Annotated in this window: 27 protein-coding genes; 11 read left to right on the forward strand and 16 right to left on the reverse strand. The window is 59.0% G+C overall.

Annotation, left to right across the window (positions count from 1 at the left end; translation table 11 throughout):
- Positions 1 to 7: 7 nt before the first annotated feature.
- The 3 genes from ABIE63_RS08405 to ABIE63_RS08415 are packed head-to-tail and all read right to left on the reverse strand — an operon-like array spanning position 8 to position 2144.
- Positions 8 to 904, reverse strand: a complete 897-nt coding sequence (locus ABIE63_RS08405; RefSeq protein ID WP_354503983.1) for a polyprenyl synthetase family protein — start codon at positions 902 to 904, stop codon at positions 8 to 10.
- A 1-nt stretch (position 905) separates the two neighbouring features.
- Entirely contained in the window at positions 906 to 1160 is a 255-nt protein-coding gene (locus ABIE63_RS08410; RefSeq protein WP_354503984.1) for an exodeoxyribonuclease VII small subunit, read from the reverse strand.
- Positions 1161 to 1211: 51 nt separating this feature from the next.
- Positions 1212 to 2144 carry a histone deacetylase family protein gene (locus ABIE63_RS08415; protein WP_354503985.1) on the reverse strand — a complete coding sequence of 311 codons (933 nt, stop codon included), beginning with the start codon at positions 2142 to 2144 and terminating at the stop codon, positions 1212 to 1214.
- 137 nt (positions 2145 to 2281) lie between these two features.
- On the opposite strand from ABIE63_RS08415, the gene ABIE63_RS08420 reads away from it, so the two are divergent.
- Both ABIE63_RS08420 and ABIE63_RS08425 read left to right on the forward strand, forming a co-directional pair.
- Positions 2282 to 3490 (forward strand): efflux RND transporter periplasmic adaptor subunit, encoded by a 1209-nt coding sequence (locus ABIE63_RS08420; RefSeq protein ID WP_183415911.1) that lies wholly within the window; start codon positions 2282 to 2284, stop codon positions 3488 to 3490.
- On the forward strand, positions 3487 to 6714 hold the full coding sequence (locus ABIE63_RS08425) for an efflux RND transporter permease subunit (RefSeq protein ID WP_354503987.1): 3228 nt from the start codon (positions 3487 to 3489) through the stop codon (positions 6712 to 6714). Before ABIE63_RS08420 ends, ABIE63_RS08425 begins: the two co-directional genes overlap by 4 nt.
- A 1-nt stretch (position 6715) precedes the next feature.
- On the opposite strand, the gene ABIE63_RS08430 is transcribed toward ABIE63_RS08425, so the two are convergent.
- Both ABIE63_RS08430 and ABIE63_RS08435 read right to left on the reverse strand, forming a co-directional pair.
- Positions 6716 to 6958, reverse strand: a complete 243-nt coding sequence (locus ABIE63_RS08430) for a sulfurtransferase TusA family protein (RefSeq protein WP_322091223.1) — start codon at positions 6956 to 6958, stop codon at positions 6716 to 6718.
- 93 nt (positions 6959 to 7051) lie between these two features.
- The gene (locus tag ABIE63_RS08435) at positions 7052 to 7462 is read right to left on the reverse strand and encodes a DUF423 domain-containing protein (protein WP_354503988.1); all 411 of its coding nucleotides are present in this window, start codon (positions 7460 to 7462) and stop codon (positions 7052 to 7054) included.
- 86 nt (positions 7463 to 7548) lie between these two features.
- On the opposite strand from ABIE63_RS08435, the gene ABIE63_RS08440 reads away from it, so the two are divergent.
- Positions 7549 to 8343 carry an enoyl-CoA hydratase-related protein gene (locus ABIE63_RS08440; protein ID WP_354503990.1) on the forward strand — a complete coding sequence of 265 codons (795 nt, stop codon included), beginning with the start codon at positions 7549 to 7551 and terminating at the stop codon, positions 8341 to 8343.
- A gap of 42 nt (positions 8344 to 8385) precedes the next feature.
- Here the strand turns inward: ABIE63_RS08440 and ABIE63_RS08445 are convergent, their stop codons facing one another.
- Entirely contained in the window at positions 8386 to 8886 is a 501-nt protein-coding gene (locus ABIE63_RS08445) for a hypothetical protein (RefSeq protein ID WP_183415915.1), read from the reverse strand.
- Between the two features lie 115 nt (positions 8887 to 9001).
- On the reverse strand, positions 9002 to 9727 hold the full coding sequence (locus ABIE63_RS08450; RefSeq protein ID WP_354503991.1) for an SAM-dependent chlorinase/fluorinase: 726 nt from the start codon (positions 9725 to 9727) through the stop codon (positions 9002 to 9004).
- Between the two features lie 128 nt (positions 9728 to 9855).
- Here ABIE63_RS08450 and ABIE63_RS08455 point away from each other — a divergent pair, with 128 nt between their 5' ends.
- On the forward strand, positions 9856 to 10329 hold the full coding sequence (locus ABIE63_RS08455) for a GcrA family cell cycle regulator (protein WP_183415917.1): 474 nt from the start codon (positions 9856 to 9858) through the stop codon (positions 10327 to 10329).
- A gap of 30 nt (positions 10330 to 10359) precedes the next feature.
- Here ABIE63_RS08455 and ABIE63_RS08460 read toward each other — a convergent pair whose 3' ends face one another.
- Positions 10360 to 11871, reverse strand: a complete 1512-nt coding sequence (locus ABIE63_RS08460) for a gamma-glutamyltransferase (RefSeq protein ID WP_354503992.1) — start codon at positions 11869 to 11871, stop codon at positions 10360 to 10362.
- A 288-nt stretch (positions 11872 to 12159) separates the two neighbouring features.
- A complete protein-coding gene (locus ABIE63_RS08465; protein WP_354503993.1) occupies positions 12160 to 13560 on the reverse strand; it encodes an amidase in 1401 nt (466 codons plus the stop codon).
- 129 nt (positions 13561 to 13689) lie between these two features.
- Between ABIE63_RS08465 and ABIE63_RS08470 the strand changes: the two genes are divergently transcribed.
- Complete coding sequence (locus tag ABIE63_RS08470) at positions 13690 to 14019, forward strand: hypothetical protein (RefSeq protein ID WP_183415920.1); 330 nt, start codon at positions 13690 to 13692, stop codon at positions 14017 to 14019.
- Positions 14020 to 14058: 39 nt separating this feature from the next.
- Here ABIE63_RS08470 and ABIE63_RS08475 read toward each other — a convergent pair whose 3' ends face one another.
- Together ABIE63_RS08475 and ABIE63_RS08480 are read right to left on the reverse strand one after the other, a co-directional pair.
- Complete coding sequence (locus tag ABIE63_RS08475) at positions 14059 to 16008, reverse strand: ABC transporter substrate-binding protein (RefSeq protein ID WP_354503995.1); 1950 nt, start codon at positions 16006 to 16008, stop codon at positions 14059 to 14061.
- Positions 16009 to 16133: 125 nt separating this feature from the next.
- Entirely contained in the window at positions 16134 to 17414 is a 1281-nt protein-coding gene (locus ABIE63_RS08480) for a nucleotide sugar dehydrogenase (protein WP_354503997.1), read from the reverse strand.
- Positions 17415 to 17563: 149 nt separating this feature from the next.
- On the opposite strand from ABIE63_RS08480, the gene ABIE63_RS08485 reads away from it, so the two are divergent.
- Genes ABIE63_RS08485 through queG form a run of 5 tightly spaced genes read left to right on the forward strand, consistent with a single transcriptional unit; the run spans position 17564 to position 22083 of the window.
- The gene (locus ABIE63_RS08485; RefSeq protein ID WP_354503999.1) at positions 17564 to 18214 is read left to right on the forward strand and encodes a hypothetical protein; all 651 of its coding nucleotides are present in this window, start codon (positions 17564 to 17566) and stop codon (positions 18212 to 18214) included.
- A gap of 58 nt (positions 18215 to 18272) precedes the next feature.
- Positions 18273 to 19343, forward strand: a complete 1071-nt coding sequence (queA, locus tag ABIE63_RS08490) for a tRNA preQ1(34) S-adenosylmethionine ribosyltransferase-isomerase QueA (protein ID WP_354504001.1) — start codon at positions 18273 to 18275, stop codon at positions 19341 to 19343.
- On the forward strand, positions 19340 to 20467 hold the full coding sequence (tgt, locus tag ABIE63_RS08495) for a tRNA guanosine(34) transglycosylase Tgt (protein WP_354504003.1): 1128 nt from the start codon (positions 19340 to 19342) through the stop codon (positions 20465 to 20467). Before queA ends, tgt begins: the two co-directional genes overlap by 4 nt.
- Positions 20468 to 20481: 14 nt before the next feature.
- On the forward strand, positions 20482 to 20958 hold the full coding sequence (gene queF / locus ABIE63_RS08500) for a preQ(1) synthase (protein WP_354504005.1): 477 nt from the start codon (positions 20482 to 20484) through the stop codon (positions 20956 to 20958).
- Positions 20959 to 20961: 3 nt separating this feature from the next.
- Complete coding sequence (gene queG, locus ABIE63_RS08505) at positions 20962 to 22083, forward strand: tRNA epoxyqueuosine(34) reductase QueG (protein WP_354504006.1); 1122 nt, start codon at positions 20962 to 20964, stop codon at positions 22081 to 22083.
- Here queG and ABIE63_RS08510 read toward each other — a convergent pair.
- The 3 genes from ABIE63_RS08510 to ABIE63_RS08520 form a co-directional block, all read right to left on the reverse strand.
- Entirely contained in the window at positions 22080 to 22421 is a 342-nt protein-coding gene (locus ABIE63_RS08510) for a response regulator (protein WP_183415928.1), read from the reverse strand. The genes queG and ABIE63_RS08510 overlap by 4 nt on opposite strands.
- A gap of 244 nt (positions 22422 to 22665) precedes the next feature.
- Positions 22666 to 22974 (reverse strand): hypothetical protein, encoded by a 309-nt coding sequence (locus ABIE63_RS08515; protein ID WP_183415929.1) that lies wholly within the window; start codon positions 22972 to 22974, stop codon positions 22666 to 22668.
- On the reverse strand, positions 22971 to 23432 hold the full coding sequence (locus ABIE63_RS08520; protein WP_183415930.1) for a YcgN family cysteine cluster protein: 462 nt from the start codon (positions 23430 to 23432) through the stop codon (positions 22971 to 22973). The genes ABIE63_RS08515 and ABIE63_RS08520 overlap by 4 nt, the downstream gene beginning before the upstream one ends.
- 169 nt (positions 23433 to 23601) lie before the next feature.
- Here ABIE63_RS08520 and ABIE63_RS08525 point away from each other — a divergent pair, with 169 nt between their 5' ends.
- On the forward strand, positions 23602 to 23808 hold the full coding sequence (locus tag ABIE63_RS08525) for a DUF2842 domain-containing protein (RefSeq protein ID WP_354504008.1): 207 nt from the start codon (positions 23602 to 23604) through the stop codon (positions 23806 to 23808).
- On the opposite strand, the gene ABIE63_RS08530 is transcribed toward ABIE63_RS08525, so the two are convergent.
- Both ABIE63_RS08530 and ABIE63_RS08535 read right to left on the reverse strand, forming a co-directional pair.
- On the reverse strand, positions 23805 to 25484 hold the full coding sequence (locus ABIE63_RS08530) for a thiamine pyrophosphate-binding protein (RefSeq protein ID WP_354504009.1): 1680 nt from the start codon (positions 25482 to 25484) through the stop codon (positions 23805 to 23807). The genes ABIE63_RS08525 and ABIE63_RS08530 overlap by 4 nt on opposite strands.
- Entirely contained in the window at positions 25468 to 26697 is a 1230-nt protein-coding gene (locus tag ABIE63_RS08535) for a CoA transferase (protein WP_354504010.1), read from the reverse strand. Before ABIE63_RS08535 ends, ABIE63_RS08530 begins: the two co-directional genes overlap by 17 nt.
- Between the last annotated feature and the right edge of the window lie 9 nt (positions 26698 to 26706).

A 26706-nucleotide genomic window follows, 5' to 3' on the forward strand; every position in this document is an offset into this window, starting at 1 on the left:
GCAGAGGTTATAGACGCCGCTCCAAGACGAACAGCGCCGCCTGCCGGAGAAGGTCGGCCTTTTCAGCGAAAATATCAAGGCGCGCAACAGCCGAATCGACTAGCAAGGCAGCCTTTTTTCTCGCTTCCTCCGCACCAAGAAGGCTGACGAATGTGGCTTTTTGCAGGGTCTTGTCCTGACCGACCGGCTTGCCGAGTTCGGATGGCGTCCCCTCGCAGTCCAGAAGATCGTCCCGAATCTGGAACGCCAACCCCAGGTCCGCGGCATAATCCTCCAAAGCTGTGCGTTCGGGCTTGCCGGCACAACCGAGGATCGCCCCCGCCATGACCGAGAATCCCATCAGTGCGCCGGTCTTAAGCGCCTGCAGTCTTGTTATTCCCGGCAAATCAAGGCGGAGCGCGCCACGGTCGGCGGCAACGTCGATCATCTGGCCGCCGACCATCCCAGCCGCGCCCGCGGCACGTGCCAATGCCGCGGTAAGTTCGATCCTGATAGCCGGATCCGGGTGGCTTTCCGGCGACGCTAGGACTTGAAAGGCCTCGGTCAGTAGGCCGTCGCCCGCCAGGATCGCGGTCGCCTCATCGTAGGTTTTGTGCAATGTGGGCTGCCCGCGTCTGAGATCGCTGTCGTCCATGGCTGGAAGATCATCGTGGACCAAAGAGTAGCTATGCAGCATCTCCACCGCGGCACCGACGGTCAGCGCCCGCTCCCGAGGCACCTGGAACAAAGCAGAAGACTCTGCAACCAGAAAAGGTCGCAGACGTTTACCGCCTGCGAGGCAAGCTAGGCGCATTGCCGCGACGACTTGCGCTTCGGGCCCATCCACCATTGGCAGCAATTGATCCAGGCGCACCTGGACCGCCGCAGCGGTTTCGGCCAGTTTTGTTTCAAACAAAGATGCCACGCTATTCCAGATCCAGGGGTTCGCTGCCGGCCGGCTGCCCGTCCTTGGTCAATGTGATTTTCTCAATTCGCTCCTGCGCTGCGCGTAATTTGGAATCGCAGTGCTGTTTCAAGAGCGCGCCGCGCTGATAAATGTCGATCGACTCTTCAAGTTTTCCATCGCCCTGCTCCAGACGCTCGACGATGCCTTTCAGCTCAGCCAGAGCCTCTTCAAAGCTCATCTTCCCAATCTCGTCAGCGGCCTCAGCCTTACTCATCTCTCGTCGTCCCTTTCCGCCACCCTCGTGGGCAGCAATGATGTCATGACCTCACGCGTTCATCAGCGCCTTCACATGAGCCGCCGCAGACCGTGCGAGCGATTCCAGATCGTAACCGCCTTCCAGCGTCGAGACTACCCGTCCGCCACAAACCTGATCCGCTATCGCAGCGATTTCACACGTCACCCAGGAGAAGTCATCCTCATGCAGGCACAAGGATGCCAAGGGGTCGTCGGTGTGCGCATCGAATCCCGCCGATATCAGGATAAAATCCGGATTGAAACGCGTCAGACGAGGAAAAACGGAATCGTCCATCGCCTGACGAAATTGTTGCGATCCGGCCATGGGTGGCAAGGGCAGATTCACAATGTTGTGGTTGCACCCGCTTTCGGTAGCGGCACCTGTTCCCGGATAAAGCGGCATTTGATGCGTCGAGAACAGCATCAAATCGGGATCGTCCCAGAAAATGTCCTGTGTGCCGTTGCCGTGATGCACATCGAAATCGACCACTGCAACCCGCCGGCAGCCGTGTACGACACGGGCATGGAGCGCACCGATCGCGACGTTGTTAAAAAGGCAGAAACCCATCGCCGTCTGGCGTTCGGCATGGTGCCCCGGCGGCCGCACGGCGCAAAAGGCATTGCGCGCCTCCCCTGCCACGACCGCATCAACCGCCGCCGCCAAAGCCCCGGCCGCACGCAATGCGGCCTCGCCAGACCCAGGTGATACCAGCGTATCGCCGCCATCCAAAGCGCGCAGACCCCGCTTGGGCAAATCGGCAAATATTCTCGCGACATACTCCGCAGAATGCGCAAGCTCCAACGTTTTCCGTTCCGCAAGTGGCGCGTCGCGCCGAACCAGCACCTCGAAGCCAGGCTCTTCCAATGCAGCAATAACAGCGTCCAAGCGAGCGGGACTCTCCGGGTGCATCGTCCCGGTATCATGTGCCAAACAGGCCTGGTGGCTGTATAGCAACGTTGTCATTTGACTTACCTTTCGCCCTTCTGCTCACCTATAACCGCGGTTCCGGCGGTGCAATTGAAAACTGGCGTTAATGATAGACTTCTGTAACGATCTCCCGTTCCTCAAACCATGATTGAGAGCAAAAGGACATTGGTCCAGTGAAAGCTGATCGAAAGGCTGCGTGTGTTAGCTGGCTGCAGCGCGCGCCGATGGTTGTGACAGGGCTGTTTCTTGCCGCCTCAATGGCCATCCTACCCGCAGCAACTCAGGCTCAGGGGCAGCAAGCCATGGCCGTGCGCGTGGATGCCGTCCGCAGCACGCTCCTGTCGCAGAAAGTTCCGGTTCTGGGGCGCCTTGTCCCCAGACAGGCCGGCGTGGTTGCCGCTCGCACCTCCGGTGCAATCGAGCGATTTGTGGTGGAGGTTGGCGATCGACTGAATGCAGGCGATCCAATCGCCCATTTAGACGAGGAGCGTTTGAAGGCCATCCGCGATGACGCCGCGGCGGCGTTGGACAACGCCAAGGCAAACCTCCAAGTGCGTGATGCGGAGCTCAACCTGGAACGGCAGAACCTGAAGCGGATCGAAGGGCTCAAAGGGTCCTCGGCTTTCAGCGGCGCACGCTTTGAAGACCAATTGCAAACCGTCAATGCCGCTACCGCACGCATTACCGTGGCCAAGGCCCTGGTTAACCGCGCGCAGTCTGCTTTGACGCTCGCCGAGATCGATCTTCGCTATACAACGGTCGCAGCCCCTTACGACGGTGTTGTGACACAGCGGCTGACGGAAACCGGCGCTTTCGTGAGCTTGGGAGACCCAGTGGTGCGCATGATCGCCGACAGCGATCTGGAAGTCGAAGCCGATGTTCCGGCGAATCGGCTGGCTGGCCTGACCCCCGGCAGCACCGTCGAAATCACCTTGGACAGTGGCACGCACCGTTACACGGCGCGCGTCCGCGCGATCGTGCCTTCGGAAAATCCGTTAACGCGGACACGACCGGTACGCTTCGTGCCAGATCTGTCGGGTAATGGCGCCAACCTGGCCGCCGAGCAATCCGTCACGGTCCTGGTCCCGGTTAGCGCCCCCAGGGAAGTGATGACGGTACATAAGGACGCGATTCTCCGTCGGGGTGATGGAACGACCGTTTTCGTGATTGTCGATGGAAAGGCCGAGGTCCGCGAAGTAACGCTTGGAGAAGCAAGCGGCGCCCGTTTCGAAGTGATCAGCGGCTTGGAAGACGGCGAGCAGGCCGTGATACGCGGCAACGAGCGATTGCGTCCAGGCCAGGAAGTTCAGGTTCTAAACGGCCAGGCGGCCCCGGCTGATTCTACGCCTTCGAGTCAGCCAAAGCAGGAGCCGCAGGGATGAACCTGATTCGCGGCGCTATCGAGAGGCCCATCGCCGTCATTGCCGTGGTTTTGATGGTGGTGCTCTTCGGGATGGTGGCGCTTCAGGCCATTCCCATCCAACTGGCGCCGGATGTGCGGCAGCCGACGATTACTATCGAGACAACTTGGGCCGGAGCCGCGCCGGCGGAAATCGAACGTGAGATAGTCGTCGAACAGGAGGATGTCCTCAAGGGGCTGGAGGGGCTGGAGGAGATTACCTCTCGGGCCGAGACCGGCCGCGCTCGTGTCACTCTCGAATTTGCAGTCGGCACGAATATGGATCGTGCCTTGCTGTTGACCGCCAACAGGCTGGACCGGGTGCCTGGCTATCCCAATGAGGCCGACGAGCCGACGCTGGACACCTCCGGCTCGGAAGACAATCCCATTGCATGGTTTGTCGTCACGCGCCTACCCGGCGTTGAGCAGCCGATACACACCTTCGGCGACTTCGTCGAAGATGTCATAGCCGAGCGCATCGAACGGGTCCCCGGTGTTGCGAAAGTCAACTACTTCGGCGGATCGGAAAGGGAAATCCAGGTTGTTGTGGAGCCTGAGCGGATGGCCCGCTATGGCCTGACAGTTACCCGGATAATAGAAGCACTGCGGCGCGCCAACACCAATACCTCGGCCGGAGACGTGGAAGAAGGCAAGCGCCGCTACGTGGTGCGGACCGAAGGCGAGCTCGACAGCCTGGAAGCGGTTCGTTCCGTGGTTGTACGCTCCTTCGAGGACACCGCGACCGGCCGGCTGGCGCGCGTGACAATTGGTGATATCGCCAAGGTTGCCTTCTCATACAAAGAACCCACGGCGACGATCCGCCAACTCGGTCAATCCACCATCGCATTCAACGCCGTTCGCGATACCGGCGCCAACGTCATCGAGACGATGCGCGGCATTCGTGAAGCGTTGGACGACCTCAATGCCTTCGTCGTGCCGAATGCCGGACTGCAGGTCAACCAGGTTTACGACGAAACCGTCTACATCAACTCAGCCATCGATCTGGTCGAACAGAACATCTATATCGGCGGTTCATTGGCGGCAATTCTGTTGCTGCTGTTCCTTCGCTCATTCCGCGCAACACTGGTCATCTCGCTGGCCATTCCTGTATCGGTCATCGGCGCGTTCGTCGCCATGGCCGCGCTCGGTCGTTCCATCAACGTTATCTCACTGGCCGGGCTCGCATTTTCCGTAGGCATGGTGGTCGACGCCGCCATTGTCGTGCTGGAGAACATCTACCGCCTGCGCGAACGCGGATACAGCGCCAGAGAGGCCGCATTTATCGGCGCGAATCAGGTTTGGGGAGCCGTGCTCGTATCTGCTCTCACGACGGTAATGGTTTTCATCCCGATTCTGATCATGGAATTGGAAGTCGGGCAGCTTTTCCGGGACATCGCGGTTGCAATTTCGGTTTCGGTCCTATTATCGCTGCTGGTCTCGGTCACGGTGATACCGGCTCTCTCCAGCAAGCTCTTCGGATTGACCAGTGATCGTGACAAGGAACGCTCGCTAACCAAAATTCGACTGCCAATCATCGATGATCTGGCTCAAGTGTTCGTGCGCTTCGTCCTTGGCTTCCTGTCCGTCGTCGTGCGGCGCAAAATCGTTGCATTCCTGGTGGTAGGGACGGTTACCTGTGTTGCCGCCTTCAGCGCTTGGGTTTTCCTTCCCAAACTGGAATACCTGCCGGAGGGCAACCGTAACCTGGTGTTTGGCGTCATTGTACCGCCACCCGGATACAATCTGCCAACCATGGCCGAGATCGCCGGCAAGATTGAACAGGAAATCAAACCCCTTTGGGTCACCGAATCAGGACCGGAGCGGGAGCTCGGCGGGCCTCCGAAGATCGAGCGCTTCTTCTTCGTAGCAACGCGCGGAAACACTTTCTTAGGCGCCATTTCCGCCGAATCACAAAAGGCTGCGGAGTTGATACCGGTCCTCCAGCAACATGCGTTCGTGGAGCCCGGCACGTTCGGGTTCATCAGCCAGCCCTCTATTTTCGGGCGGGGCATTGGTTCCGGGCGCAAGATCGATCTCGATATCCGTGGGCCCGATTTGGAGGAGATCGTTGGTGTAGCACAGGAGGCCTTTGGCAGGGCGCAAGCCGTGCTGCCGCGCGAGGTCGGAAATCAGTACCGCCCAAATCCGGGTCTTGAATTGGGCGCTCCGGAACTGCGCGTTCTGCCAGATCGCATTCGGCTTGCCGACAACGGTGTCACTGCACAGGAACTGGCCGACACGATCGACGCCTTCAACGACGGCTTGCGCGTCGTTGAAGTCACGGTCGGGACCCAGCAGTTGGACCTGACATTGCGTGGCCCGGAATCGGAGATCACGGAAACACAAGGAATTGCCAATCTTCCTGTCGTGACGCAAATCGGTCAGATAATTCCCGCCGGATCCCTGGCAAAGGTTGAGTTGACGTCTGGCCCGACGGAAATTCGACATCGTGACCGACTCCGCACCATCACACTGGAGATTCGCCCCATCGCTCAACTTCCCTTGGAGCAGGCGGTCGAGATACTGCAGGAAAAAGTGATTGGTCCCATGATCGCGGAGGGTCTGCCGCCTGGAATGTCCATGACCATTTCCGGCACGGCCGATAAACTCAGCGAAACCTGGGATGCCATGGTGCTGGATCTGCTCCTTGCCATCGTCATCGTCTATCTGGTGATGGCGGTTCTGTTCGAGAGCTTTATTTATCCATTGATCATTCTACTCGCCGTGCCGCTCGCTGCGGCCGGTGGCATTGGTGGGTTGGCAGCGCTGAACACCTATGTTTACCAGCCGATGGACATGTTGACGCTGTTAGGCTTCGTGATCTTGATCGGTATCGTCGTCAACAATGCCATTCTGATCGTCCATCAGACGCTGTTCCATGTTCGCGAGGAGGGCATGGAGGCGACAGCCGCCATTCTTGAGGCAACCCGCAACCGTATCCGACCGATCTTCATGTCGACCCTGACATCGGTTTTTGGAATGTTGCCTCTGGTGCTGTTTCCAGGCGCGGGGTCCGAACTTTATCGGGGGCTCGGGTCGGTGGTGCTGGGTGGGCTGTCGCTATCGGCCCTGCTGACGCTGCTAATTATACCGCCGATGCTGACCTTCCTGGTCGGGCCACTGGAGAACAGGAAACTCAAGAAATCCGACGCTCAGAAGGTTCAAGGTCAAACAGGTGAGGCCGTTCTGCAGCCCGCGGGGGAATAGATCAGGCTTTCTTGCGCAAAAGAAAGCGATACAGCCCCTGTTCTTCTGCGCTTTCCAACAGGTGATCTCCCGTCGTCCGGCAGAACGCCTGAAAGTCCTCCACCGCGCTCGGGTCAGTCGCCAGGACACGCAACAATCCGCCGGGCGGAATCGCTTTCATCGCCTTCCTTGCTTTGAGAACCGGCAGGGGACACTTCAACCCACGCGCATCCAGTTCCTGGTCGATCTTTTGCGTGTCACTCACTTTCGGCAATCCCTTTCGATACTTGGTCAGCCTTTGACATAGTCATTGACCAAAAGCTGATATAGCAGTCTTGCCGCGCGCGCTCAAAGATACCTAATTGCGCAGGCGCATCAGCCCCGCTCCCGCCAGCGACAGCCAGGAGAGCAGAAGTAAGCTACCGCCCAGTGGCGTCACCCAAACCAGGAAATGCGGTCCCCCTATCGCCAGAACCGCCAGAGACCCGGAAAACGCGAGCCCACCGGCGACCATGCCCCATCCGGAAAACAACAGTAATCGGCCAACCTGCCGCTGTGGGCCCGACGAGAGCGCGGCTAGCGCAACCAGGACCGCCGCATGAACCAGCCAGTACTGTGACGCGGTTGCAAGCCAATCCATGGCCTCCGACGTCAAGGATCCCCTCAGGGCATGCGCAGCAAAAGCTCCGGACGCCACGCCCAGAAAACCAAAGACGGCCCCGGCAATCAGAAAACCGCTACCTTTCCCCGTTTCGCTTTGTCGCTGCATCCGCCTTCTGTACCCTTTTTGAAAGAACCAAATCAACGCACAAGAATTCAAGCGACTAACCGTTTACGCAGTGGAAGGTAATCGAGATGGCATTTGATACAATCCTTTTCCAGCAAGCGTCCGGCATCGCGCGCATTCGCCTCAACAGGCCCGACAAGTTGAACGCTATCACACGCGAGATGCTGAGCGAGCTGGATGCGGCCTTTCGCACCGTCGAAGGCGACAGCAACATCCGCGTGGCGATTCTGGGTGGTGAAGGCCGCGCGTTTTGTGCCGGACAAGACCTGGGTGAAGCCGCTCTGCTTCAAGAGGGCGACATTGCCGAAGCCGTCGCACTTTCCCTCGACCGCTTCTACCACCCTCTCCTTCAACGCATCCGTAATCTGCGCAAGCCGGTGATTGCCGAGGTCGGCGGTATTGCCGCTGGAGCCGGATGCAGCCTTGCATTGACCTGCGACCTCGTGCTGGCTGGAGAGAGTGCGAGTTTTCTGCAGGCTTTTGCGCGAATTGGCCTAATTCCGGACTGCGGAAGCAGTTGGATTCTACCGCGTTTAATCGGCGAGGCCCGCGCCAGGGCGATGATGCTAACCGCCGAGCCGGTTGACGCCGCAACCGCGCAATCCTGGGGCATGATCCACGGTTGCGTGCCGGACGAGACTTTGAGGTCCGCCACCGATGACTTGGCAGAACGGTTGGCAAAAGGACCAACGGCCAGCTTCGGTCGCATAAAACAGGCGCTCGCACGCAGCTATGATCAAGGCTACGGCGAGCAGTTGGACCTGGAGTGCGCTCTTCAGGCAGAGGCAGCGCGCGGCGAGGATTTCGCCGAAGGCGTGACAGCCTTCAAGGAAAAACGCCCGCCGCTATTCAAGGGCCGCTAGAAAGGAGCCAATGAAGAAGAGCCGTTCTTGACGGTACGGCGCCTAGACCTTCAAGACTTCCCGCAACACCTTGGCGGTTGGAAGCGCCACGAAATACTCCCCATCGATGATGGTCGTATCACCCTCATCCCATTTCGTTTTGTCGAAGTCCCAGGCAAAAAGCTGTGCCTTCTTGTCCGGGTCGTCGATAATCCGGCGCAGCTTGCGCGTAACGAGATTCTGAAACTGGGAGATGGTGCTGAGATGCTTGTCACCAGTGATCTTTGTCAGGGCTTTCATGCCAGCCCGACCTTTGGCGTTTGCAAAGGCGCGCAGAATATCCTTCTGCTTCTCGCTCAAGCCATGAACCAGCTTCGCGGCCTGGTCGTGGTCCAGGACCACAGGCTCACGCCACCGCAATCCCGGTGTTTCCCGGCGAGCCGGCACGGGTACCGGTGAGACATTCTTGCTGGCTGGACGAGTCCCGGAGAACACAGCCAGGATTTCATCCCGTGTCCCTTCGGACAGACGGCGAAAGTCAGTACTATCGATAACAATCTGCATGGTTTGCCCCTTTCCCAAAAGGCCACTAGGCCCTTCCAGAATGCGCACCCTAAGCTGGTGCCTGGGCATTAACTTGTCTTGCGGCGACGAGTCTGCCTCAGCAAACGGCTTGCTCTCAGGAAAGCGTTACGCCGCTACCAACCTGCATCCCTAAGAGCTCAGCGGCCGACCCTTGGTTGACGGCAATCTCAACGAGGCCCAGAGAATTAAAGTACCAGAAGATGGCCCCTTCTTGCACCTCGTCAAAAGTCCGGGCACGTGAAATTTTCCGTCGACCCACCTTGAGCACCCGTACGCCCTCCATCATGGCGTCATCAAGCCCGGTCATCAGGTTGCCAAATCCGTCGATATAAATGATGCGAGCGGGGTCGGCGGGGTCATCCCAACCAACCAAACTGTCGCTCGCTATCTGTCGCTGCTTGATCGGCTTCCCGGCGATCTGCGAGGCCAGCGCCGGCGCAAAGATGTCGCGTCCATGAAATGAACTCGACAACCGCTTTGGCCGCCAAAGTATCTCTTGGCAGCGCAGTGACCGAGCCGCGCGCGCAACTTCCACCAACAAACCATTGTCAGGCCCGCTGAAAAACCGTCCGTCGGCCTCCATCAGCAACGGCCGCCGGGCACCTCCCACGCCAGGATCGACGACGCAGACAAGACTCGATCCGACCGGTACGTCCTCCAGGAGATGTGCCAGCAATTGTCCGGCTTCGATCGGACGGAAGCGCGGTGCATCGTGCATCAGATCGACAACCGGTTGCCCAGGCAAACGCTTTGCCAACACCGCTTTGATCTGGCCGACGTAAGGGCCTTCCACCCCAAAGTCCGTAAACAGCAAAATCATGGTGCCCATTCTATCCACAGGAAATCCCTTCGCGCGACTCGACTCCCTGATAGACACTCAATATCGTGGATGTAGAAGCAGGATACTACTAGATATAGTCAAAAACTACCCGATTGGAGGAGCGAACCATGTCCTGGACAGACGAGCGAATTAGCGAGCTGACACGCCTTTGGGAACAGGGATTGAGCGCTTCTGAGATTGGTAAAACGCTTGGTGTTTCAAAAAACGCCGTCGTTGGCAAAGCGCATCGGTTAAATCTACCCGCGCGTCCATCGCCTATCAAGCGCGGCGGCAGCACAAAACCCCGCACGACCAAGCCGATGATCAAAACACCTGATCGTATCGGTAAGATGGAATGTCGTCCTGCGACACCGGTTGCTGCCCAAACGCACAGCCACGAACCTCGCGTGGCCCGTCCCGCGCTCAAGAAGCGCTCCGTAGTGAAGAGCGCCAACTCCGCCTGCCTATGGCCGATCGGTGACCCTGGCGAGAATGATTTCCATTTCTGCGGCGAACCGGCGGTCTCGGGCAAGCCCTACTGCCAGGAACATTGCGCACGCGCCTACATCACCAAGACCCGCGACGAGTCAAAAGCTGCCTGATCTTTGTCAGGTGTAAAGGCATCGGCCTAGCTAAAGAATTAGGGAAACGCCTGCGCGACGGGCGTCGGCGGCGGCCTGAAAAGGGCCGCCGCTTTTGTATTCGACGGCATGCACGCCGCCAAAGAACATGTTGGCCTCGGGCCAGGGTTCAAGCTCAAATTGCGCGGCAAGGTCGGTGATTTGCCGCTCGGAAACGGCTTCCGGTTCGTGCGACAATCGCGTGCCCTCCACATGCAAGCGTGGTGCAGCGACGGCCTCCGCCAGCGTACAGCCGCGGGTCAGGCGGTTTCTCAACACCTGCAAGATCGCCGTTCTCAGCCGATTTGACCCCCCCGAACCCAACGCTATTCGACGATCGCCATCAAGCAAGGCTACGGTCGGCGACATCATGGAGATCATTCTGCTGTCCGGAGTCCAACGATGAAAACCCCTAGGATTGAGGTCTTCTTCGCCGAGCATGTTGTTGATGTGAATCCCGGTGCCCGGGATCATGTATCCACATCCCTCGCCATTGGATAGCGTGACGGCTGCCAGGTTGCCTTTCGAGTCAACAATGCTCAGATGCGTCGTTCCACGCGCCGTTGCGCTGCGATTTAGGATCGCCTTCCGATAACGCATCACAGTTTCGGGCGATAGAAGTTGACCCATGGCACGCGTCTCTTCCACCTCGTTTTCGGCCAGGGCCAGACCGGAGTCAATGCGAGCCTTGTTCGTCGCGGCCATGACCTGCGCCAGTAACACTGCGGTATCGGCGGTATCGCCAAGCGCTTCGAGCAAGCCGAGGGCAAAGGCAATCAAAAGCCCACCCGATGACGGCGGTGGCGCGGTCCAGATGCGGGCCCGGGCGAACGAGGCCGCCAGCGCGGGTTGCCGCTGTACGGCGTAGCCCCGCAGGTCGTCCATCGTCAGATGGCCGCCGCACTCACGCGCCAACAACGCAAGACGGGCGCCTATTTCGCCGCGGTAAAACAAGGCCTCCCCTTCGCGGGCAAGGCCGTCCAACGTATCCGCGAGCGCGGGCTGCCGCAGTGGTTCTGTTTCTGAAAACCCGTCGATCAATGCCGCGGTCCCGGGCGTATATCGCCAGATACCTTCGACAATGCCAAAAGCATAACCTTCAAACGGACGCCATGCGACGCCATCCCTTGCGGCTCTAATGGCCGGGGCCAGAAGATCGCGCATCGGCAGGCTTCCAAGGTCCCGCTGCACCGCAAACAGGCCGGCCGGAATTCCCGGTGTCGCCGCGGCTCCCATTCCGGCATGAAACGTCTGCACGGCGGGTCCAAAATCACAAGCAATAGGGGCAAAGTCGAGCACAGCCGCCGGGCGCTTTCGCTTAGGCGTCTGAACAAAGAAATCGTATACTTGCGGCGCGCCATCTACCGCCATCGCGGTCAGAAAGCCGCCGCCGCCCAGGGACGCCAGCACCGGTTCGGCAACACAGGCGGCAGCGACACCGGCGACAGCGGCATCGAATGCGTTACCACCCGCTGCCAGCATTTCGGCGGCGGCGGCCGCCGTAACCGGGTGCCCGGCGGCCACGGCGCCGCGCCCTCCTTGATCAAGACCTGATGTTCCCCGCCCCATTGCCATGTCTGCTTGATGCCACGGCACCCGCAGTGAGGCAAAGAAAATGACAAAAAAAAGAGGCGAAAAGCTTGATAGCTTCTCGCCTCGAGTTGAACCCTGGGGGGCCAGGGTGAAGGATAACAGGTCCGAAAACCCGGAGCGCCAAGTTCAAATCAGCGCTCTGAACTCACCGAAATAGACTGCCGGAGCAGTCTCTTTCTTGCACGGTAATCTTGCATAATACATTAAACGACACAAGACCTAATTCATCGGCGGAAGTTCCGGGAAACCGTAATTTCTTTCGTAATTCCAGGCAGATCGCAAAATTCTGCCCTCCTGGTAAAGTGGACCTACTATCTGCAATCCCACCGGTAATCCGTTACTTGCAACCCCACAAGGCAAGCTAGCGGCAGGTTGTCGCGTCAGGTTGAAAGGATAGGAGAAAGGAGTCCAGTCGATCCAGTATCGCATCCCGGATTCCGGCGGAACGTCATGCCCGGCATCAAAGGCCGTAATCGGCAAGCTCGGAGTCAGCAGCAGGTCATATCGCTCGTGAAACTGTCGCATGGCGCTGCCCATCTCGTTGCGTGCTTTTTCAGCCGCTTGGAAGTCAGCTAAACTAAGCTTCATCCCCTCTTCCGCGATCGCCCGCAGCCCCGGATCGAATAGATCACGGTCGACATCGCCCAGTGCCCGGAAAAGCCCAGCGGCGCCTGCCCGCCAGTAGGTCATTATGATGTCGTAAACGCCCTTCATCGGAGGTTCCACCTGCTCTACCCGACAACCCATCTCCTCGAAGCGAGCAGCGGCCTGGGCGACAAGCGCCGCCACTTCCGGGTCTACGGCGGCGCCATTCAAGGTCGGCGAGAAAGCGATCCGCAACGGCTCTAAGGGCTGCCGGGTGCTTTGCAGGTAATCTTCGCCATCATAAGGCAAGCCGTTGAAGTCGATTGGATCAGGCTTGGCCATGACCGTCAGCGCCCTGGCGGCGTCGGCAACCGTTCGCGTCATGGGACCATGCTGGGTTAAGCCGGAAAACGGGCTGGGCGGAAAGGCAGGCACACGGCCGAAAGTCGGTTTGATCCCGAAAACCCCTGTGAATCCAGCCGGTATGCGGATGGATCCACCCGCGTCCCCGCCCTGGGCTATGGGACCACAACCGCAAGCCGCGGCAACCGCAGCGCCGCCGGATGAACCGCCAGGCGTCTTTTGCGGGTTCCAGGGATTCCGAGTGATGCCAAACCGCGGGCTGTCGGTCAGCCCCTTCCAGCCGAACTCCGGTGTGGTGGTTTTGGCGAAGAAAACCGCGCCCGCTTCGCGCAGTCGCGCGACGACCGGAGAGTCTTGGTCCCAAGACCCATCGGCCGAGGTATGGTGGGACCCCTTCAGTGACGGCCACCCCTTGGTGAGCAATAGATCCTTCAACGGTAGCGGTATGCCGTCCAGCAACCCGAGCGGTTCCCCCTTTGCCCAGCGCGCTTCCGATTCACGGGCCATCCGGCGTCCGCAGTCGGCATCGATGAGGACGAAAGCGTTGAGCGCCGGGTTAATTGACTCCGCCCGCTCAATCACTGCGTCCACGACCTCCACCGGCGAAAACCGGTGGCGGCGATATCCTTCGATCAACTCCTCCGTATTGAGATCAACCAGATCCTTCGACATGAAACCTCCAGTCAGGGTTGGGCCGCGCGACGGCAGCCTGAAGACTTGACCAAGAAGATACTGGCAAGGTCAAGCCCGCCGACCCATGTGATAGACTAGTTTGCACAGCAGGCAGGATGACCAACGCAGATGATACGATTTACACACAGCCTTCTCGTGGCCGTCGGTCTCGCGCTTTTGATGACCCATCCTGGTCAAACGTCGCAGGCCACCCCTTTCCTTAGCCAACCCGTTGCCGCCGGGTCGGAGGATGGGAAGAGCGCCGAAGAACTAGCCCGCGATGCTGTTGAAAAGCTGATGCAGGCCCTGGAACTGATGTTCCGGGAAATTCCGCAGTACAGCTTGCCGGAGATTAACGAGAACGGCGACATCATCATCCGCCGGATACATCCTGAACCGCCGGCGGAAGAAGCACCCGAAGAAGAGAAACAACCGGAACCGGAGTCTACCGATACCTGACCGGACGGTGTCCGGCGCAAATTGACATTGAACCGACCGTCAGCGGTCCATCCAGAAGGTGTCCGTTCGGTAGATGCCAAAATGAGCCCCTGGGTCCCAGTTGTAGATCGCATCGCCCGGTACATTGTGCATCTTGTGCCCCACCACGACCGGTTGCGGAACGCGGGCGACGAGTCCGATGGTAAAGACATGATCCGCATGGATCTGAAGAATTTCCTCCCAGGCTGCACGCTTAGCCGTCAGGGTATCGGCCTCTAACCAGGCGCGATACAGCGCCATCAAACGTTCGCCGACTTCCGTGTCAACTGGCACACCCGAGTTACCCTGCGTTTCGAAATACTGACCCCACATAGGCCAATGATAACTGTACTGGTGAACCGGTACGAACTCCTCCGGGCTCATCTCCGGGCCCAGCATCGCGTTTTCATAGCCGTACCAGAGCGTCATCAAGGTCTCGCCCGCAAAGATGCGGTTGCGCAGCACTTCGCGCTGCATCGGGCGTGTAAAAACCTTGATTCCAATTTGGCCCCAGCTATCGCCGATCAACTCCAGCAAATCGCTTTCAAGGGTACTCTCGCCGGCGGTTTCCACTACCAGTTCCATCGGCCGTCCGTCAGGCAACAGCCGAGTGCCATGCCCGTTTCGCTCCGTCAGCCCCATCTCGTCGAGCAACGCATTCGCTTTGTCCAGATCAAACGCGGCCCAGGCTTGCCGGTTCTCTGGGCTATGAAGCGGGCTTCCAGGCAACGCCGATTGGTTTCCAGGATCGCCCAATCCGAAGTAAATCACCTGGTTCAACTCATGGCGATTGACCGCCAATGACAGGGCGCGTCGGTAGCGCGCATCGCGGAAAACCTTCTGCCAAGCCTCATCCTTGGTATTCAGGTTGGGATAGAGCGCATAGTCGGAACCGCGAACAGTCTTCCAAAGTCGAACTTCGTAATTTCCGCGCTCCTCCGACTGCTTCAGGAAGGTGTAATCGTCAAAGCGGAGCCCGCGTGCCTGCAAATCGATATCTCCCGCGCCGGTCTTGACGGGCACGAGGTCACCGCTGGTCACCACCATCGAAATGCCATCCAGATAGGGCAGTTGATACCCCCTGGCGTCGACCCGATGGAAATAGGGGTTGCGGCGCAAGAGGAAGCGTGTTGAGGGTGGCTCGGTACTGTTGTACCAGGGCTGCAAGGTCGGTAACGCGGGATTGTCGAAGCGATATAGATTGTCCGCTCGGTTATGAAGTTGGGCCCAATTCCTGGCGCCCGATTCCTCGATATGCTTTTGCAGCTCGTCGGGGTCCGCGTACTTGATGTGGTACTTCTTCAGGTAATGATAGGGGCGATAGATGAACAGCGGGCTGGCCTGAGCCAACGCCGGGAGGAAAAACGGGTTCGGCTTATCCCAGCTATAGCGGATCGTTACCTCGTCCAGCACCTCTACTTTGGGCGGTTTGCCATCGACCAGCATCTGTGGCGGCGGCCCGACTGGCGACAACTCTGGGTCGTTGGCCACATCTTCCCAGTAATACCTAAAGTCCTCGGTGGTGAAGGGCGCACCGTCAGACCAGCGATGGCCGCGGCGCAAACGGAAGGTGAAGATGCGCTCTTTCTCCACCTCGACGCCTTTTAGGATATCCGGACGGAGTTGCAAGTCCGCGTCATAGCCGACCAGACGGGCGTAGCCATAAACGACCGCCAGACGCACGTCCTTCTCGCGCCCTACAAGCATACGCCAAGTACCGCCCTGACGGCCGAGCTTGGCCGGATCCGTGGGATCAAACACTGCGGGCTCCATGGGGACCCGCTGCTCTATGGGCGGCAGGGTCTTGTCTATCACTGCATGCTGCAGCAGTAGCGTCTCCCGGTAGGCAGACGGCGGTGTGCTTTCGTCCAACAACACCAAGTCGGCCGCCGCGCGCAAAGCGACAGGTTGCAAGAAAAGGAAAATTCCCAGAATCGCGGCAAGCCCCCCGGCTTGGCCAACATACCGCATGCCAATCCCTCCTTCCGGCGCAAGCCCCCTGGCGCTCTTGCCTGAAGGATCACCGTCTCGGGTTGGGATTGTGGCGCAGTGCCGCCCGCAATACCAGCCTTTACCAAGTGAAAACCCGGCGTTGCTCACAGGCTCCAGTAGCAGCGGTCCCGGGGAATTGCCGCGCGATCAAGAACCGCACGGATATCGACGACTACACCGCCTGGGCGAGTCCGGGCCGAAAGTCCAGCGCTGCCTTCTGTTATGTACGCCTCATGCGGCACGGCCAGGACCAAGGCGTCCAAATTCATCAAGGTTGAGAGGCTGTCCGGGGCCTGGCCCATTGCCACCGCCGCTTCTGCCGGGTCGGCAAGGGCATCATGCAAATGCAACGACAAACCCTGCGCCCGCAGGGCGCCAACGATGTCCGCAACCCTGCTGTTCCTGAGATCGGGAACATTCTCCTTGAAGGTCAATCCAAGGATTCCGACGCGCGCGCCCACCCGCTCTATTCCTGCCGCTTCCAACAACGCGAGCAGCTTATCTGCCACCACCTGCCCCATTCGACTATTGATCCGACGGCCAGCCAGGATGACCTCCGGATGGTATCCGAGCGCCTCTGCCTTGGCCGTCAAATAGTAAGGATCAACGCCGATGCAGTGGCCACCGACCAAACCCGGCGTGAAAGGTAGAAAATTCCATTTCGTGCGCGCAGCCGCCAAGACGTCACGGGTCGCCAACCCCATACGCTCGCAGATCAAGGCGACTTCGTTCATCAGTGCGATATTGAGGTCGCGTTGGGTGTTTTCGATAACCTTCGCAAGTTCCGCCGCCTTGATCGAGGGTGCGCGATGCACGCCGGCTGTCACGATACTGCCGTAGAGCCCGGCAATGCGCTCCAGACTCGCCGGGTTGTCGGCCGCAACCACTTTGGTGACCGTTTCCAGACGGTGCTCGCGATCACCTGGATTGATCCTTTCGGGCGAGTAACCCAGGTTGAAATCGCGGCCGACCACCAGACCGCTTTCCTTTTCGATCAAGGGGCCGCAGACCTCCTCAGTCACACCGGGATACACCGTCGATTCGAGGATAACCATGCTCCCCAGCTGCACGATTCCGGCAATAAGGCGGCAAGCGCCCTCGACGGCTGAAAGGTCAGGATTGCGCGCATCATCAATTGGCGTCGGAACGGTGATGATGAAAACGCTGCAACCGCGAAGATCGGCAATCTCGCTGGTGAACGTCGCACGGCTGGCTCGTAGAGCCTCCGGCTCCGCTTCTCCCGTACTGTCATGACCGGCACGCAGCGCGGCCACACGCGAAGGGTTGATGTCGTAGGCGACGACGTCGTATTGCCTGGCAAAGGCCAACGCGACCGGTAGGCCGACATAGCCAAGACCCAGAATGGCGATTTTTTCTTGCGGCATGATTTCCCCAACGTCGCTGCGCGAGACGCCGGACAGGTATCAAGAAGAGCTTTTCCAGCGACCGGGCGCATCTTCGGTCTTTCACTCTCGCCTTTCAAGGTCGCGAAGAGGGCTTGCCCCCAGCAACGTGCCGGATAATTCTGTCGCCCATGCAGTCTATCGACCCACAGACCGATCTACCCAAACACCTGCTGTGCGATCATCACGCCTTAGTTGGAGCACTGGCGCGCGTGCAACAGGAAGATGGTGCGTCTCTGCCGCTTCTGGAACAGGCGGCCTGTGGACGGTATCTGAAGGCCTGTGACGCCCTGTCCTATCGTCCTGCGCGGCCGGTTGTGGGTTCCGGCGACAAGGAAGTGCACCAGGATTTCGCTGTCTGCATGGATATAGCGGCAACAAGTCCCCTGCGAACCTTGGCGACGCAACTGCAAGCCGCCCTGCTCGCGGCTGCCTTTGAATCGCACCCCCCGTTATTGGATTCGCGGTTCCACTTCAACGATTTCATCGTCCAGGCCTACCCCCGTAATTCACGCGGCATCACGCCGCATGTGGACCATATTCGCTATCAAGGATTGGTCGCGATTATCGTTTTCTCGGGCCAAGGCGATTTTGCGCTTTGCGATGATCGCTCGGGCCGGAACACCCGGCACCTTCCGGCCGGACCGGGCGATCTGTTGCTGATGCGCGCGCCTGGATTTGCCGCCAGTACGAAACGACCTTTCCACCAGTTGACCAACGTGCGCTCGGATCGCGTCATTCTCGGCTTGCGCTGGGATACGCGAGAGGGCGAGCCCTGGTGAATCCAATCCTTTCGGTTGGTCTAGGCAAGCCCGGCGGAAGCTGGTAGGAACCCGCCCCATGCACATAGAAGACTTCGATTTTGAATTACCGCGGGAGCTCATTGCTCAGCGGCCCGCCCAACCTCGAGAATCCGCGAGGCTGCTGGAAGTTTGCCCAAACGCCGGGTTGGCCGATCAGCGAATCGCCGATCTACCCGAATGCCTGCGCCCCGGCGATCTTTTGGTTTTCAACGACACCAAGGTTATTCCGGCACGCCTTTACGGACGACGCAATGAGGCGAAAGTCGAGGTGCTGCTCCACAAGCCCCTTTCGCCATCGGAGAATGATGTCGATGACCAGCGGCTTTGCTGGGCGGCTTTTGCGCGCCCTGCGAAGCGTCTGCGCCCAGGCGAACGTATTACCTTCGCGGAAGGTTTCACTGCCGATATCCTTCAAAAGCGTGAGGGCGGAGAACTCATCCTCGCATTCTCGATGACCTCGGAAGATCTTTCGCAGGCTTTGAACCAACACGGCGAGGCACCGCTCCCGCCCTATATCGACAGACCGCAGGGCGCGGACGAACAAGATAGGCATGACTATCAGACGATTTTTGCCGAACGGGAAGGTGCTGTTGCCGCACCGACAGCAGGTTTGCATTTCACGCAAGACCTTCTGACCAAACTTGATGAGCGCGGGATTGAACGTTGCGGCGTCACGTTACATGTCGGCGCTGGCACCTTCCTTCCGGTAAAGGCGTCGGTTGTCGATGACCACCGCATGCACAGCGAATGGGGCGAAATAAGCCCCGCCGCGGCAAGGCGGATTAGCGACGCAAAAAAAGCCGGGCGGCGCATCGTGGCGGTCGGCACGACGTCCTTGCGAATTCTGGAGACAGCAGCGGCGACCAGCGGCACGGTTGAAGCTTTCTCCGGTGATACCGATCTGTTCATCCTGCCCGGCTTTCGGTTTCAAGCGGTCGATGTTCTGATCACCAACTTTCATCTGCCTCGCTCCACGCTGTTCATGCTGGTTTCGGCCTTTGCCGGTTTGGACAGAATGCAGCAAGCTTACCGTCATGCCATTGCGCAGAACTATCGCTTCTATTCCTATGGCGACGCCTGCCTCTTGCATCGGGGAGGTGACGCATGAGCGGTCTTGGGTTCCAGTTGAGCGTGGTCGATGGAAATGCCCGTCGCGGACAGCTAACCACAGCCCATGGAGCCGCGGAGACTCCCGCGTTCATGGCCGTTGGAACCGCGGCTACCGTCAAGGGGCTGACCGTCGAGCAGGTGGCCGCCAGCGGCACCGAGATCGTCCTGGGCAACACCTACCATTTGATGCTCCGGCCAAGCGCGGAAAGGATTGCCAGACTGGGCGGGCTCCATCGCTTCATGAACTGGCATGGGCCGATCCTGACCGATTCCGGCGGCTATCAGGTCATGTCCCTATCGGCCCTGCGTAAGATCGATGAGAAGGGTGTGACCTTCAGTTCCCACATCGACGGCACCAAACACGCGCTGACACCCGAACGAGCCGTTGAGATTCAACACCTGCTCGATTCCAACATCACCATGGTGCTGGACGAATGTACCCCGTTCCCTGTCGAGGAGGACGAAGCGGAGCGCTCGATGGAGCGTTCTATGCGTTGGGCCGCCCGTTGCAAGGAAGCCTTCACCGCGCGCGACGGCTATGGCCTTTTTGGGATCGTCCAGGGAAGCGTTTATCCCGCACAGCGCGAGGCTTCTGCAAAAGCCCTGACCGCGATAGGATTTGACGGCTACGCCATCGGCGGGCTGGCCGTTGGAGAAGGTCAGGAGCTAATGCTCTCCACATTGGAAGCAACGGTTCCCTTCCTTCCCCTTGACCGCCCCCGCTATCTGATGGGCGTCGGTAAGCCGTCCGATCTGGTTGCTGCCGTCCTGCGCGGCGTCGATATGTTTGACTGCGTATTGCCAACGCGCTCGGGACGCACGGGCCAAGCCTTCACCCATCGCGGCACGCTCAACATCCGTAACAGCCGACACCAGGACGATCCGCGGCCCTTGGACCAAGACTGCGCATGTCCGACCTGCGGTAATTACGCTCGAGCCTACCTCCACCATCTATTCCGTAATGGCGAGATGCTTGGCCCAATCCTGCTAACCGGGCACAATCTGCATTACTATCAGAGCCTGATGGCCGGATTGCGAAAGGCAATAGAAAGCCGAGAAATCCTAGCCTTCGCCGATACCTTCACCCGGACACAGGCTGAAGGCGATATCGCACCGCTTTGAAGGAGCTGGCGACCATGACCTCCCCTAAGACCGCCGCTAAGAACACCCGGTTGACGCAGCTTGGGCATTCCGTGGAAAGCCCGGCACAGCCCGAGGATGCCCTGCTTGAATGTGTCCCCAACCCGCACCCCGACAGCGACTATGTGGCACGTTATGTCTGTCCGGAATTCACGTGTCTTTGCCCAGTGACCGGACAGCCGGATTTCGCGCATCTGGTCATCGACTATCTGCCCGGCCCGTTTCTGGTCGAAAGCAAGTCGTTGAAACTCTACCTCGGATCCTTTCGCAATCACGGCGGATTCCATGAGGGCACAACGCTCGACATCGCCAAACGGATCGTGAGAGAGGCGCAGCCCCGTTGGCTCCGTATTGGCGGCTATTGGTATCCACGCGGCGGCATTCCAATCGACGTTTTTTATCAAACCGGCCCCATGCCGGAAGGTCTTTGGATCCCCGACCAAGGCGTGCCCCCTTATCGCGGACGCGGCTAGCATATGGCGAAAACACCTCCCCCCGATCCGAAAAGCGCCATCCGCGACCAGGCGTTGGAAATCGGTTTCGACGCAGTTGGCTTTGCGCCTGCGGAACTGGGATCTGAAGCGGCGGAGCGCTTGCAGCATTTCCTCGCGCACGGCCGTCATGGCTCTATGGGCTGGCTCTGCGAACGGGCGCCCCAACGGAGCAACCCAAAGGAACTCTGGCCAGAAGCACGTAGTGTAATTGTTCTGGGCATGAATTACGGGCCGGACCACGACCCGATGCGTAATCTGGCACTGCGCGACCGAGGCAATATCTCAGTCTACGCTCGCAACAAAGATTACCATGACACTTTAAAAAAACGTCTTAAACAATTGGCAAAATATATTATTTCTAACTTTGATTCTGAACTGAAGGTCTTTGTAGACACAGCACCGGTGATGGAAAAACCCTTAGCTGCCAAGGCCGGGCTAGGCTGGCAGGGCAAGCACAGTAACCTAGTATCTCGGCAATTCGGCTCTTGGCTTTTTCTTGGTGAAATCTACACCACCCTCGACCTCGCCGAAGACAAGGCGGAAAGCGATCATTGCGGACGCTGCAGTCGCTGTCTGGATATTTGTCCGACCAATGCCTTCGTTGCACCCTATCAACTCGATGCGAGGCGCTGCATCTCCTACCTGACCATAGAAAACAAAGGGCCCATTCCTGAAAGCTTCCGCAAGGCCATAGGGAATCGGATCTATGGGTGCGACGACTGTCTTGCCGTCTGCCCTTGGAACAAATTCGCTTCTGAGGCACGAGAACCCCATTACAAGGCACGCGAGGAACTCAATGCGCCAAGATTGGCGGAACTGGCCAACCTCGACGACAAAGCCTTCCGCGCCCTCTTCTCAGGAAGCCCGATTAAGCGGATCGGACGTGATCGCTTCGTGCGAAACGTCATGATAGCAGTGGGAAACAGCGGCGAACCTGCTTTGTTGGAATGCGTTCGCAACCGGCTGGAGGATGAATCTCCACTGGTGCGCGGCGCGGCAATTTGGGCTTTCCGACAGCTTGCAGACCCGCACCAAACACTTGAAATGAAGGCGCGCCTTATCGCAGGGGAAGGCGATGCGGATGTCCGGCGGGAGTGGAACTAACGCCCGATCAATTCCCTCAAGCCATCGAGTTGCAGGGGCTTTTCAAGAACGACCACGTTTGCGAATCCACGCGCACGGTCGAGACCATGTCTGTCGCCCGACATCAAGACGATCATTGGAACCGTCAAACCAGAGCGTTTCAGTTCGGCAACGGCTTCCAAACCATCCATGCGCGGCATCTGAACGTCCATGATCAATAGATCCGGCTGCTCGCTGCGCACCAATTCAACGGCTTCAACACCATTCTGGCCTGTCGAGACCGAGCAGCCCTGTCGCTTGAAGAATTCCGCCAGTTCAACCATTAGGAATTCATCGTCATCAATAACGAGAACTTTCATCGCGTTCACCACGCCCCTGCCAACCATCCTAATTCAGCGCACAACCGACCGGCCTTTTTTTATCGGACTGAATCCGACTAGGCCGCCAGTAGTGCCGCCTCCCCCAAGGCAGCGGATGCCGGTCTCTTGCTTGATCAAGAGCCAGCAGGGATAGCCTAGCCAGTATCCCGGCGAGAAATCCATTCACGTTTACGCAATCAGTCGACGAGTGGAAGTTGAAGACTCCAGTTCGCCCGCTGGATGCTTACTCCTGCACTGGACCGCAGCGATAGGTGATTCGCACGGGTTGCAATAATGGGCAACGGTTCCAGAAAGAATCCTGATGCAGGATTTCGAAACTCTGCGAGCCTTTTGGACAGGATCTGCCTACATCCTCTGCAATCTCTGACGGGTCACTCACCGAACGACCGTAGCAAAGGGCCTGAATGTCTGCGGCAAAGCGCTTGGTATCGGGATCCCGGACTGCCTTCGCAGGATTGGTCGGCGACGTGCTGGACGTGCAACCCGCGAGAACCAGCGAGAACAGCAACCCCATCAAGCCAATTTTGCTCATACCTCTTCAACCTCTACCTTGTAGATGATGTGGTCTTCCAACTCGTCGGCGGCCACCTCTGTTTCGGATATCACAGCATCGCGGACGGAGGCGCCGGCAGCGTGCACACTCTCTGGATCCCCGGAGATAAGCGGATGCCAGTCGAACAGCTCCTTTCCTTCGGAGAGCAGTCTGTAAGCACAGGTTTTCGGCATCCAGGGAAGTTGACTCACGTTGCCCGGGTGCAGCGTAACGCAATTGGGAACCAATCGGCTGCGCTCCTGATAACGTGTGCAGCGGCAGCTTTCGAGATCAAGTAGCCTGCAGGCCACATCTGTTTGAAAAATTCCCTCGCCATCATCGCCCTCAAGCTTGATCAGGCAGCATTGCGCACAACCGTCGCAAAGGGATTCCCACTCGCTACGGCTCATTTCCGTTAGGCTCTTTGTCTTCCAGAAGGGTTCCGTTGTTCCGGCCACCGACCGCTATCCTCATTTCAATAAAGTCTATGCCTAGTTGGGCCCTATCCTAGAACAATGCCCGGCGATTGTAGAGCGCCGGGGCCGCCTTCCGATCACCGCCCTTCAATCCAGGGCTTGGCCTGGAAGCATAGCCACGTTAGACAGGCTGTAACCGAGGGAGTGCAACATGTCCGCCCGTAAGGCGCTTGGCTATTTCTTACTTCTTGTCTTCCTGACCGGCTATAGCGTGGCTGTTGTCAGTCTAGCCGACCTCCTTGGCCTGGCCGGCTGGGGCTTGCAGCTACTTTACTACGGCACCAGCGGCTTGGTTTGGATTTATCCTGCGGTCAAGATTCTTGACTGGAGCCACAAGGCCGACCGCCGCCGGCTCTAGCGTCCTTCTTCTTGACTCTTCTTTCTGATGGCTGAAAGGGTCGTCGTCGGCGTTATCGCCTCCGGATCAAGGCGCAGCTCGATCAGCGCCGGACCTGGCGCCGCCATGGCACGCTCGAAAGCAGCCGGGAAGGCCTCCGTCGTTTCAACGATCTCGCCAGACGCGCCATAGGCTCGCGCCAACGCCGCGAAATCAGGGTTGGCCAACTGCGTACCGACAACGCGGCCTGGATACTCCCGCTCCTGATGCATACGGATCGTTCCGTACTGGCCGTTGTTGACGACTATCACCAATATTTTGAGGCCGTACTGAACCGCCGTCGCCAGTTCCTGGCCGTTCATCAGGAAACATCCGTCCCCTGCCCAGGCAACAACAGCCGCGTCGGGTCGCGCTATTTTCGCCGCGACCGCCGCCGGCGTGCCAAAACCCATGGAACCGCTGGTGGGAGCGAGCTGCCCGCCAAAGGTCCGATAGCTGTGAAAGCGGTGAACCCAGGTCGAATAATTGCCCGCGCCGTTACAGTGAATCGCGTCGGGGGGCAGCTTTTCATCCAAAAACCGCACCACCTCCGCCAGCTGCAAGGGCCCGGGAATGACGGTTGGCTTGCTGAAGGCCTCGTAGCTTGTGCGAAGCGAGGCACGCCAGGGCTCCCAATCTGAGCCCGCCAAATCAATGGTTTCCAACGCTGCTGCCATCGTTGTCATAGCGCTGTTGATGGCCAGTGTCGGTTGGTAAACCCTTCCCAATTCCTCGGCACCCGGATGCACATGGACCAAAGGTTGTTTGGGGCGTGGCGGCTGCAAAAGGGTGTATCCGCCGGTCGTCATTTCACCCAAGCGCGCACCCAGGACGACCAGCAGATCCGTGTGTCGGACCGCTTCCGCCAATCCCGGATCGATTCCGATCCCGACATGACCGACATAACAGTCCTGCGCGTTGTCAAAAAGATGCTGGCAACGGAAGGAGACTGCCACCGGTAGACGCCAACGATCGGCAAAGGCTTCCACCTGCGCTTTGGCCGCTGCGTTCCAGCCGCCGCCGCCCAGCACGATCAATGGGCGCTCGGCCTTTTGGAGCGCGCCTTCAAGCGCACTCAAGGCGCCGGCACCGGGAGTTGCAAGGCTAGGCGTGACGGGTGCGATCGAAAGAGCCTCGACCGCGTCGGTCAGCATATCCTCAGGAAGCGCCAGCACCACCGGCCCCGGCCGCCCTTGCAGCGCCGTATGAAAAGCCCGTGAGACGAACTCGGGAATACGTTCGGCCTGATCAATCTGCGCCACCCATTTGCAAAGGGCCCCGAACATGCGGCGATAGTCGATTTCCTGGAAGGCCTCGCGCTCCATCATATCGCGGCCGACCTGACCAATGAAAAGGATCATGGGGGTCGAATCCTGCTGGGCAATGTGAACGCCGGCACTCGCGTTCGTCGCGCCTGGCCCGCGCGTCACAAAACAAATCCCAGGCTTTCCGGTCAACCGTGCGTGGGCGTCCGCCATCATCGCCGCGCCACCTTCCTGTCGGCAGATGACGAAACTAAAATCCGGATGATCAGCCATGGCGTCGAGGGCGGCGAGATAACTTTCGCCGGGCACGCCAAAAGCCGTGTCGATTCCCTGAGACACCAAACAATCAACCAGTATTTGTCCGCCGGTCCTGAGGTTACTTTGCTTCGTCATCTTCCCGCCCATGAGTGGTCCTTGCCGAGCTAAAATCGCCCGAAGATTTCGCGGGCATCCTGTCAGCAACACCGGGCTTGGGCAAGCGCGGCTCAAACCCAACGTCGTCATTCGCATCCAGGTCCGGGGGAGCGCCCGAAGAAAGGTCGGTCCGAACCGCCGCATCCAGAGGAACCGGGAGTGCCGGAACCTCAACTCCCTGCCATCTCAAGCGCTGCGTGAACAAGCCACGGGCATGGAATCCCGGATCGTCCATTGCCTCCTGGATACTGAGGACCGGTGCGACGCAAACATCCTCACCTGCCAGCACGTCACGCCAATCGGCAAGGCACCTCGACGCGATGATCGATGCGACTGCCCTGCCGACTTTAGACGCCTCACCGGCTTCCAACTCGCGTATCTCCTTGGGTAGACCGATGAGGTCGCAAAACCGGACCCAAAAGCGCTCTTCGAGCGCTGCAACCGCGAGATAACGGCCGTCCGACGTCGCGTAAAGCTGATATCGTGGGGATCCGCCCGTCAGTACACCGCGCCCGGCGACCTCCGGCTCCAGCCCTCCCGCGCGTGCCGCTTGTGCCCACCAAGACCAAGCCAAGAGGTTATCGGTCATCGAAACATCGAGATGGCAGCCCTCACCTGTCTGTTCGGCTTGTCGCAACGCCAACAGAATGTTGACGACGGCTGGCAGGGTTCCGCCCCCGATATCGGCGATCAGCCCCGGCGCGATCGTGGGCTTTCCCTCGCTGTCTCCACCCAAGGAAAGAAGGCCGCTAGCAGCCTGATAATTGAGGTCGTGTCCCACTTCGGCGGCCCTGGGGCCGCTTTGCCCATAGCCGGTGACAGAGCAATAGACCAAGGCCGGATTGATTTCGCGGGCGGATTCGTAACCGAGTCCCAAGCGGGCCATCACGCCTGGACGAAATTGCTCCAACAGCACGTCGGCTTCTTCGATCAAAGGCGCTAGAACAGACTTCGCATTACCGTCCTTCAAGTTGATCGACAGGCTTTTCTTGCCCCGATTGAGCAGGGCGAATCCCCACCCGCCGAAGGGCGGCGGATAAACACGCAGTTCATCGCCGAAATCGGGGCGCTCAACTTTGATAACTTCAGCTCCCGCTTCAGCCAGCAACAGACTTGCGAGCGGCCCAGGCAGGAGGGTGGAAAAATCCAGTACCCTAACCCCCGAAAGTGCGCCTTTTTTCTTGTTATTCATTAGTTCGGC

This window comes from Limibacillus sp. MBR-115, from assembly GCF_040549425.1.
Lineage (GTDB): Bacteria > Pseudomonadota > Alphaproteobacteria > Kiloniellales > CECT-8803 > Limibacillus > Limibacillus halophilus.

Coding starts and splice junctions, on each gene's coding strand:
- ABIE63_RS08410 (WP_354503984.1), bottom strand. CDS start 1,160: ATGAGTAAGGCTGAGGCCGCTGACGAGATTGGGAAGATGAGCTTTGAA.
- ABIE63_RS08415 (WP_354503985.1), bottom strand. CDS start 2,144: ATGACAACGTTGCTATACAGCCACCAGGCCTGTTTGGCACATGATACC.
- ABIE63_RS08425 (WP_354503987.1), top strand. CDS start 3,487: ATGAACCTGATTCGCGGCGCTATCGAGAGGCCCATCGCCGTCATTGCC.
- ABIE63_RS08435 (WP_354503988.1), bottom strand. CDS start 7,462: ATGCAGCGACAAAGCGAAACGGGGAAAGGTAGCGGTTTTCTGATTGCC.
- ABIE63_RS08440 (WP_354503990.1), top strand. CDS start 7,549: ATGGCATTTGATACAATCCTTTTCCAGCAAGCGTCCGGCATCGCGCGC.
- ABIE63_RS08445 (WP_183415915.1), bottom strand. CDS start 8,886: ATGCAGATTGTTATCGATAGTACTGACTTTCGCCGTCTGTCCGAAGGG.
- ABIE63_RS08450 (WP_354503991.1), bottom strand. CDS start 9,727: ATGATTTTGCTGTTTACGGACTTTGGGGTGGAAGGCCCTTACGTCGGC.
- ABIE63_RS08455 (WP_183415917.1), top strand. CDS start 9,856: ATGTCCTGGACAGACGAGCGAATTAGCGAGCTGACACGCCTTTGGGAA.
- ABIE63_RS08465 (WP_354503993.1), bottom strand. CDS start 13,560: ATGTCGAAGGATCTGGTTGATCTCAATACGGAGGAGTTGATCGAAGGA.
- ABIE63_RS08470 (WP_183415920.1), top strand. CDS start 13,690: ATGATACGATTTACACACAGCCTTCTCGTGGCCGTCGGTCTCGCGCTT.
- ABIE63_RS08475 (WP_354503995.1), bottom strand. CDS start 16,008: ATGCGGTATGTTGGCCAAGCCGGGGGGCTTGCCGCGATTCTGGGAATT.
- ABIE63_RS08480 (WP_354503997.1), bottom strand. CDS start 17,414: ATGCCGCAAGAAAAAATCGCCATTCTGGGTCTTGGCTATGTCGGCCTA.
- ABIE63_RS08485 (WP_354503999.1), top strand. CDS start 17,564: ATGCAGTCTATCGACCCACAGACCGATCTACCCAAACACCTGCTGTGC.
- queA (WP_354504001.1), top strand. CDS start 18,273: ATGCACATAGAAGACTTCGATTTTGAATTACCGCGGGAGCTCATTGCT.
- tgt (WP_354504003.1), top strand. CDS start 19,340: ATGAGCGGTCTTGGGTTCCAGTTGAGCGTGGTCGATGGAAATGCCCGT.
- queF (WP_354504005.1), top strand. CDS start 20,482: ATGACCTCCCCTAAGACCGCCGCTAAGAACACCCGGTTGACGCAGCTT.
- queG (WP_354504006.1), top strand. CDS start 20,962: ATGGCGAAAACACCTCCCCCCGATCCGAAAAGCGCCATCCGCGACCAG.
- ABIE63_RS08510 (WP_183415928.1), bottom strand. CDS start 22,421: ATGAAAGTTCTCGTTATTGATGACGATGAATTCCTAATGGTTGAACTG.
- ABIE63_RS08515 (WP_183415929.1), bottom strand. CDS start 22,974: ATGAGCAAAATTGGCTTGATGGGGTTGCTGTTCTCGCTGGTTCTCGCG.
- ABIE63_RS08525 (WP_354504008.1), top strand. CDS start 23,602: ATGTCCGCCCGTAAGGCGCTTGGCTATTTCTTACTTCTTGTCTTCCTG.
- ABIE63_RS08530 (WP_354504009.1), bottom strand. CDS start 25,484: ATGACGAAGCAAAGTAACCTCAGGACCGGCGGACAAATACTGGTTGAT.
- ABIE63_RS08535 (WP_354504010.1), bottom strand. CDS start 26,697: ATGAATAACAAGAAAAAAGGCGCACTTTCGGGGGTTAGGGTACTGGAT.